Here is a 6,112-nt window from a genome sequence, read left to right as displayed (position 1 = left end):
TGCCTGCGCCATGCCCTGCCTCCCGCCTTGAATATATCTTTCCCTGCCCGATTAGCAGCCACCACCCCGATCGCCCACCCCCTGCCGCCGCGCAGGTGCCCTGAATGCGGCAAAACGGCAACGGCGCGCGCGGGGCCGGTGCATCAGCGGTTGCATCATCGGGCGTGGACCGGCATGTTCCCGCACTGAATTCCATACACGGGACACACTGACCATGCCGGAAAAGGAAACCGGTTCCGCCGGGCGCAGGGAGCTCTCCATCAAGTCATGATGTATTACAGTCGGCTCAGAATGGCCTCGGTCATTGGTGTATGTCTGATCGGGCTGGCGCTGTGCCTGCCCAATGCCATCCGCCAGCCTTTCCCCTCGCTGCCATGGCGCCAGATCCATCTGGGCCTTGACCTGCGGGGCGGTTCCTACCTGCTGCTGCAGGTGGACATGAACAGCGTCGCCGCCGACAGGCTGCGTGGCCTGCAGGACGAAACGCGCCAGACCCTGCTCCATGCCGGGCTGGGCTACCGCAACCTCGCCACCACTGCCCATGGCGTGACCTTTACCCCCCGCACGCCGGAGGAGGGCAAGCCGGACCTCAAGGCCCTGCGCGCCATGCCCATGAACGTGCCGGACGAATTCACGGTCAGCCAGGATGAAACTGGCCAGATCACGCTGGCGCTGTCGGCTGATGCCGCCCGCCAGCGCGCCTATGACGCCGTGACCCAGTCCATCGAGATCGTCCGCCGCCGCATTGACGCGACCGGCGCGATCGACCCGGAAATCACCCGGCAGGGCGAAGACCGCATCATCGTGGAACTGCCCGGCATCAGCGACCCCGAGCGCGTGAAGAAACTGCTGGGCACCACCGCCAAGATGACCTTCCATCTTGTCGCGGATTCCGCCATCGGCTCGGCCGTTCCGCCGCCGGGGGTGCAGATGCTGCCCATGGCCGACGGGCAGAACCCGCTGCCGGTCTATTCGCACGTGGATGTGGATGGCGCGGACCTGACCAACGCCAGCGCCTCCATTGACCAGCAGAGCGGCGAATGGGCGGTGAACTTCACCTTCGATTCAACCGGCGCGCAGGAATTCGGCAACGTGACCCGCGCCAATGTGGGCAAGCGCTTCGCCATTGTGCTGGATAACAAGGTGATCGAGGCCCCGGTCATCCGCACCGCCATTACCGGCGGCAGCGGCCAGATTACCGGCGGCTTCAGCGCCCAGCAGGCCACCGACATGGCACTGCTGCTGCGCGCGGGCGCACTGCCCGCCCCGCTGAACGTGATCGAGCAGCGTTCCATCGGCCCGTCACTGGGTGCGGATTCGATCCGGGCGGGCGGCTACAGCCTTGCGGCCGGTTTCGTGCTGGTCATCGCCTTCATGGCGCTGTTCTATGGCCGCTTCGGCTGGTACGCGAACATTGCGCTGGTGGCCAACCTGGTGCTGATGACGGCCATCCTCTCCCTGTTCGAAGCGACGCTGACGCTGCCAGGCATGGCGGGCATGCTCCTGACCCTGGGCATGGCGGTGGATGCGAACATCCTGATCAACGAGCGCATCCGTGAGGAAGTGGCCCGTGGCCGCACCGCACTGCAGGCCATGCAGGCCGGGTTTGAGCGCGCGACCGGTACCATCGTGGACAGTAACGCCACGGCGCTGCTGGCGCATGTGATGCTGTTCGTATTCGGGACCGGGCCGGTGCGCGGATTCGCGCTGACGATCACGATCGGGATCGTGACGACCCTTTTCACCACCCTTCTCCTTTCACGGATGCTGATGGTGCGCTGGTATGCCCGCGTACGCCCCAGCACCCTGCCGGTCTGAGGCGCGCCGAATGATGTTTGACCGTCCCCTTCTGCGGTTCGTGCCGCGTGGCACGAAAATCAACTTCATGCGGGGCCGCTTCATCGGCCTTGCGACATCGGCCGTGCTGTCCGTCGCCTCGCTCATCCTGTTCTTCCACCCCGGCCTGACGCTGGGGCTGGACTTCCGTGGTGGTATCGTTGTGGAGGCCCGCACGCAGGGTGCGGCAGATTTCAACGCCATCCGCGCAGCCCTTGCCGCGCAGCATGTCAGTGCTGCCGGCGTGCAGTCCTTTGGCGGGCCGGATGACGTGCTGATCCGCCTCGACACCCCACCCGCCAGCGAACCCGACCATGAAGCCCGCACGCAGGCGCTGGTCGATTCCGTGCGCCACGCCATCGCCACCCTGCCGGGCGCGCAGGTGCTGCGGGCGGATGCGGTGGGGGCCTCGGTCTCGAAGGAGCTGTTCCGCAACGGCATGCTTGCCCTTGGCATCAGCCTGTTCATGATCCTGGCCTATATCTGGTTCCGCTTTGAATGGGAGTTCGCGGTCAGCGCCGTGGTGACGCTGGTGCTGGACCTGACCAAGGCCATCGGGTTCCTTGTCATCACGCATTTCGAATTCGACCTGGTGATGGTGGCCGCCATCCTGACCATTCTGGGCTATTCCACCAATGACAAGGTGGTGGTGTATGACCGGGTGCGCGAGAACCTGCGCAAATACCGCACGATGCCGCTGGCCGAACTGATCGACCTGTCCATTAACGAAACACTCAGCCGCACGCTGGGCACGTCCTCCACGGTGTTCCTGGCCGCCCTGCCGCTTGCGCTTTTTGGCGGGGCCAGCCTGTCGGGCTTTGCATGGGTCATGCTGTTCGGGATTGTGGTGGGGACGTCTTCCTCCATTTTCATCGCAGCGCCCCTGCTGCTGCTGATGGGGGAAAAACGCCTGCGTCGGGATGCCCGCCCCCCCGTGCGCAAGTAACACCGGACTCCATCACGCGCCCCGCCAGCAGGGCGCGTGTTTCCCCACCTACTTTCCGGCGGCGGGTGTGGGGGCCGCCTGCTGCGGGGCCTGCGCAACATTCTCACCAGGCGCGACCGGCCCTTCGGGGATGCAGCGCTGGGGCGCCCTGCCGCCCAGCAGGGCCGGGTCGGGCTGGTCCGTGCAGGCCACCATCAGCGCCACCGCCAGTTCCACATTATGACGTGCCTTGTGCGATGGCTTGACCAGTGACGCCATGAGCATGCGCTTGCCGTATTTGAGCGAAAGCGCCATGTCATAGACCTGCTGCCCCGACAGCCCCCCATCCTGCAGGCGGCTGACCAGCCCCCCTTCAGCCATGAAATACGAAGAAATCAGCAGGTAATCCTGCGCCGCTGGCGGCAGGCTGGACAGGGTTGGCCGTGTCTCGCCATGGCAGGCGGCAAGGAAGCCGGTGGCGGCCAGCACCAGAAGGCTGCGGGGAACAAAACGTGTGAAATCGGTCATCTGGTGCGTACCCTGAACGTAGAGACGGGTTCAAAACTTCCGGTGCCATACGGGAGGTGATCCGTCAGGCCACGACCGGCCTGTCTGGCCGGACATCGGAATGAAGCTTCTGAAACAGTGTTTTGGCGCTGGATATTGGGCGGTCATATCCTGCGGCACAAGGGCACGCATATGGGGCAAAAAAATGGGCGCCCGAAAACCGGGCGCCCATACAGAAGGAGGAATGGCAGGAATCAGGCCTTTGGGGCACCTTCCGGCTTCTGCGCGGCCTCGGCCTTCAGCACGTCGAGAATATCCTGAAGCAGAATCTCACTACGCGGCGGCGCGGGCGGAGTTGCGGGCTTTTCGGCCTCTTTTTTCACCGTCAGGCGGTTGATGGCCTTCACCACCCAGAAAATCACGAAACCGATGATCACGAACTGGATCACGGCATTGAGGAACAGCCCGATATTGATCGTGACCGCGCCCGCCTTCTGGGCATCGGCCAGGGTGGCAAGGTGCGGGCCACGCAGGGTGATGAACAGGTTGGTAAAGTCGATGCCGCCAATCAGCAGCCCCAGTACCGGCGTAAACACGTCCTTGACCAGGCTGTTCACGATTGCGGTGAACGCGGCACCCACGATGACACCAACGGCCAGGTCCACCACGTTGCCGCGCATGAGAAATGCGCGGAATTCCCCCAGCCATCCCGGCACATGAATATCCCTGACGTGCAGTTCAGGCACGTGTTCCGGCAATTTCGCCATTCTTACCAATCCTTTGCTTTTTCATAGAAGACCATTCAGGTCTAGCAATGTCACGAGACCATGACGACTGAATATCGCCTACCCACCTTTCCATTCCCCTACCATGATGCAACGCGGTAACACCTGTGGTCGTGAACCCGGAAAACCGGCTTTTTTTGTATCGGGTGTTGATCTTGCCGCCGCTTGTCGTCTATAGGCCTGCCGAAAGAACGCCCCCGGTCGGCATCGGTGGGCCCAGCGCGAAAGTCAGTTGAAAATGAAATCCGGCATCCACCCCGACTACCACGAAATCAACATCGTCATGACCGACGGCACCGAGTACACCACGCGCTCGTGCTACGGTAAGCCCGGCGACACCCTGCGCCTGGACATTGACCCGAAGTCCCATCCGGCATGGACCGGCGTGCAGCGCATGATGGACACCGGGGGCCAGGTCGCGAAGTTCAACAAGAAGTTCGGCGCGCTGGGTCAGCGCAAGAAGGGCTGATCACCCGCCCTACCTCCATCAGTTACAGACTGTTGTTGGCGTGAATGCCCGGTCCTCTTGAACAGGGGGCCGGGCATTCCCATGTCTGGACTGCACGGATGCCCCTGCGGGTTCGTGCATTACCCTGACATCCCGGTCCGCTCGATTGAGGGACCGCACAATAACAGACCTTGCTTCATGGAGGTTTCAACATGGCTTATGATTTCGCGCCGCTGTTCCGCAGCGCAATCGGCTTTGACCGTCTGGCCCAGCTTGTCGATACGGCGGCCCAGAACCCGGTCAGCCCGTCCTATCCCCCCTACAACATCGAAAAACTGACCGACAGCGAGTACGCCCTGACCATGGCGGTGGCGGGTTTCGGCCCTGATGACATCGAACTGACCGTGCAGGACAATACGCTGATCGTCGCCGGTCGCGTGGGTGACGCCACACAGGGCAGGGAAATGCTCTATCGCGGCATTGCAACGCGTGCGTTCGAACGCCGCTTCGTGCTGGCTGACCACGTGGTGGTGGAAAAGGCGGACCTGACCAACGGCCTGCTGCGCATCGCCGTACGGCAGATCGTGCCCGAGGCGCTCAAGCCACGACGCATTCCCATCTCCTCGGGGCAGGCGCTCCCGGTGGATAACGAGATGCGTGAAACGACCGGAGACGAAGCCACCGGTAATACCCTGCCCGGCCAGCTTGCCGCCGCAAGCCTGGCGGCAGCGGGGACCACAGCGCAGCCCGCGGCCTGAGCGCCGTAACGGCCAATATTTTACAGCGGGGGTGGGCCAGTGGTCCGCCCCCGTTTTTTATTGCGGTGAAACATCCCTGACGGGTGGATTGAAGTCTTGACCTTTACCACCCGCAACCTTCATATCACTTCCACGAGTGTTTTCTGTTTCTGGCGCGCCAGCAGGTACGCACGGTTCCCGCTCTGGAAAGGAACCGGTTCAAACACCATTTCAGGTGCCTGCGTGTGGCGCCACACGCTGTAGGACCTGAGTGATAATGACCGCCCTGCCCCTGATGCCCAAGGCAACCGCCGTGTGGCTTATTGAAAAAACGGCGCTGACCTTTACCCAGATCGCCGAGTTCTGTGGAATGCACCCCCTGGAAGTCCAGGCCATTGCCGATGGGGAAGTCGCGCAGGGAATCGTGGGTTACGACCCGATTGCCAACCACCAGCTTACGCAGACCGAGATCGACCGCTGCGAAAAGGATCCCGAGAGCCGTCTCAAGATCCTGCCGCCGGCCAACCCGATCAACCGCCGCTCGAAGGGCGCGCGCTATACGCCAGTGGCCAAGCGCAATGACCGCCCGGATGCGATCGCCTTTATCCTGCGCAACTTCCCGCAGTTGTCCGAGCAGCAGATCAGCAAGCTGCTGGGCACGACCAAGGACACCATCGAGAAGGTCCGCACCAAGCAGCACTGGAACAGCCCGAACATCAAGCCGCGTGATCCCGTCACGCTGGGCCTGTGCAGCCAGACCGACCTGAACGCCATGGTGGCCGCCGCCAATGAGCGCCTGGCGCGTGAGGGGCAGGCCGTCCCGCCGCCGCTGGAACTGGATGACGACAGCGAGAACGGCATCTGATCAGCCTGT

7 protein-coding genes are annotated in these 6,112 nt (G+C 63.1%); 5 read left to right on the top strand and 2 right to left on the bottom strand.

Annotation, left to right across the window (positions count from 1 at the left end; all coding sequences use genetic code 11):
- Window positions 1-267: 267 nt before the first annotated feature.
- Both secD and secF read left to right on the top strand, forming a co-directional pair.
- Window positions 268-1,818: a protein translocase subunit SecD gene (gene secD / locus DY926_RS10410; RefSeq protein ID WP_116703302.1), complete on the top strand. Its 1,551-nt coding sequence runs from the start codon at window positions 268-270 to the stop codon at window positions 1,816-1,818.
- 13 nt (window positions 1,819-1,831) lie between these two features.
- On the top strand, window positions 1,832-2,782 hold the full coding sequence (gene secF, locus DY926_RS10405) for a protein translocase subunit SecF (RefSeq protein WP_116703309.1): 951 nt from the start codon (window positions 1,832-1,834) through the stop codon (window positions 2,780-2,782).
- A 48-nt stretch (window positions 2,783-2,830) separates the two neighbouring features.
- Here secF and DY926_RS10400 read toward each other — a convergent pair whose 3' ends face one another.
- Window positions 2,831-3,289 (bottom strand): hypothetical protein, encoded by a 459-nt coding sequence (locus DY926_RS10400; RefSeq protein ID WP_116703301.1) that lies wholly within the window; start codon window positions 3,287-3,289, stop codon window positions 2,831-2,833.
- A 233-nt stretch (window positions 3,290-3,522) separates the two neighbouring features.
- On the bottom strand, window positions 3,523-4,035 hold the full coding sequence (gene mscL, locus DY926_RS10395) for a large conductance mechanosensitive channel protein MscL (protein WP_116703300.1): 513 nt from the start codon (window positions 4,033-4,035) through the stop codon (window positions 3,523-3,525).
- A 256-nt stretch (window positions 4,036-4,291) separates the two neighbouring features.
- On the opposite strand from mscL, the gene rpmE reads away from it, so the two are divergent.
- The 3 genes from rpmE (at window position 4,292) to DY926_RS10380 (ending at window position 6,103) form a co-directional block, all read left to right on the top strand.
- A complete protein-coding gene (rpmE, locus tag DY926_RS10390) occupies window positions 4,292-4,522 on the top strand; it encodes a 50S ribosomal protein L31 (protein ID WP_116703299.1) in 231 nt (76 codons plus the stop codon).
- Window positions 4,523-4,713: 191 nt separating this feature from the next.
- Entirely contained in the window at window positions 4,714-5,259 is a 546-nt protein-coding gene (locus DY926_RS10385; RefSeq protein ID WP_116703298.1) for an Hsp20 family protein, read from the top strand.
- A 256-nt stretch (window positions 5,260-5,515) separates the two neighbouring features.
- Window positions 5,516-6,103 carry a DUF1013 domain-containing protein gene (locus tag DY926_RS10380; protein ID WP_116703297.1) on the top strand — a complete coding sequence of 196 codons (588 nt, stop codon included), beginning with the start codon at window positions 5,516-5,518 and terminating at the stop codon, window positions 6,101-6,103.
- Window positions 6,104-6,112: the final 9 nt, after the last annotated feature.

Source organism: Komagataeibacter melaceti (assembly GCF_003403295.1).
GTDB lineage: Bacteria > Pseudomonadota > Alphaproteobacteria > Acetobacterales > Acetobacteraceae > Komagataeibacter > Komagataeibacter melaceti.
The sequence above is the reverse complement of the archived record's forward strand: the minus strand, read 5'-3'. Positions and strand labels throughout refer to the sequence as shown.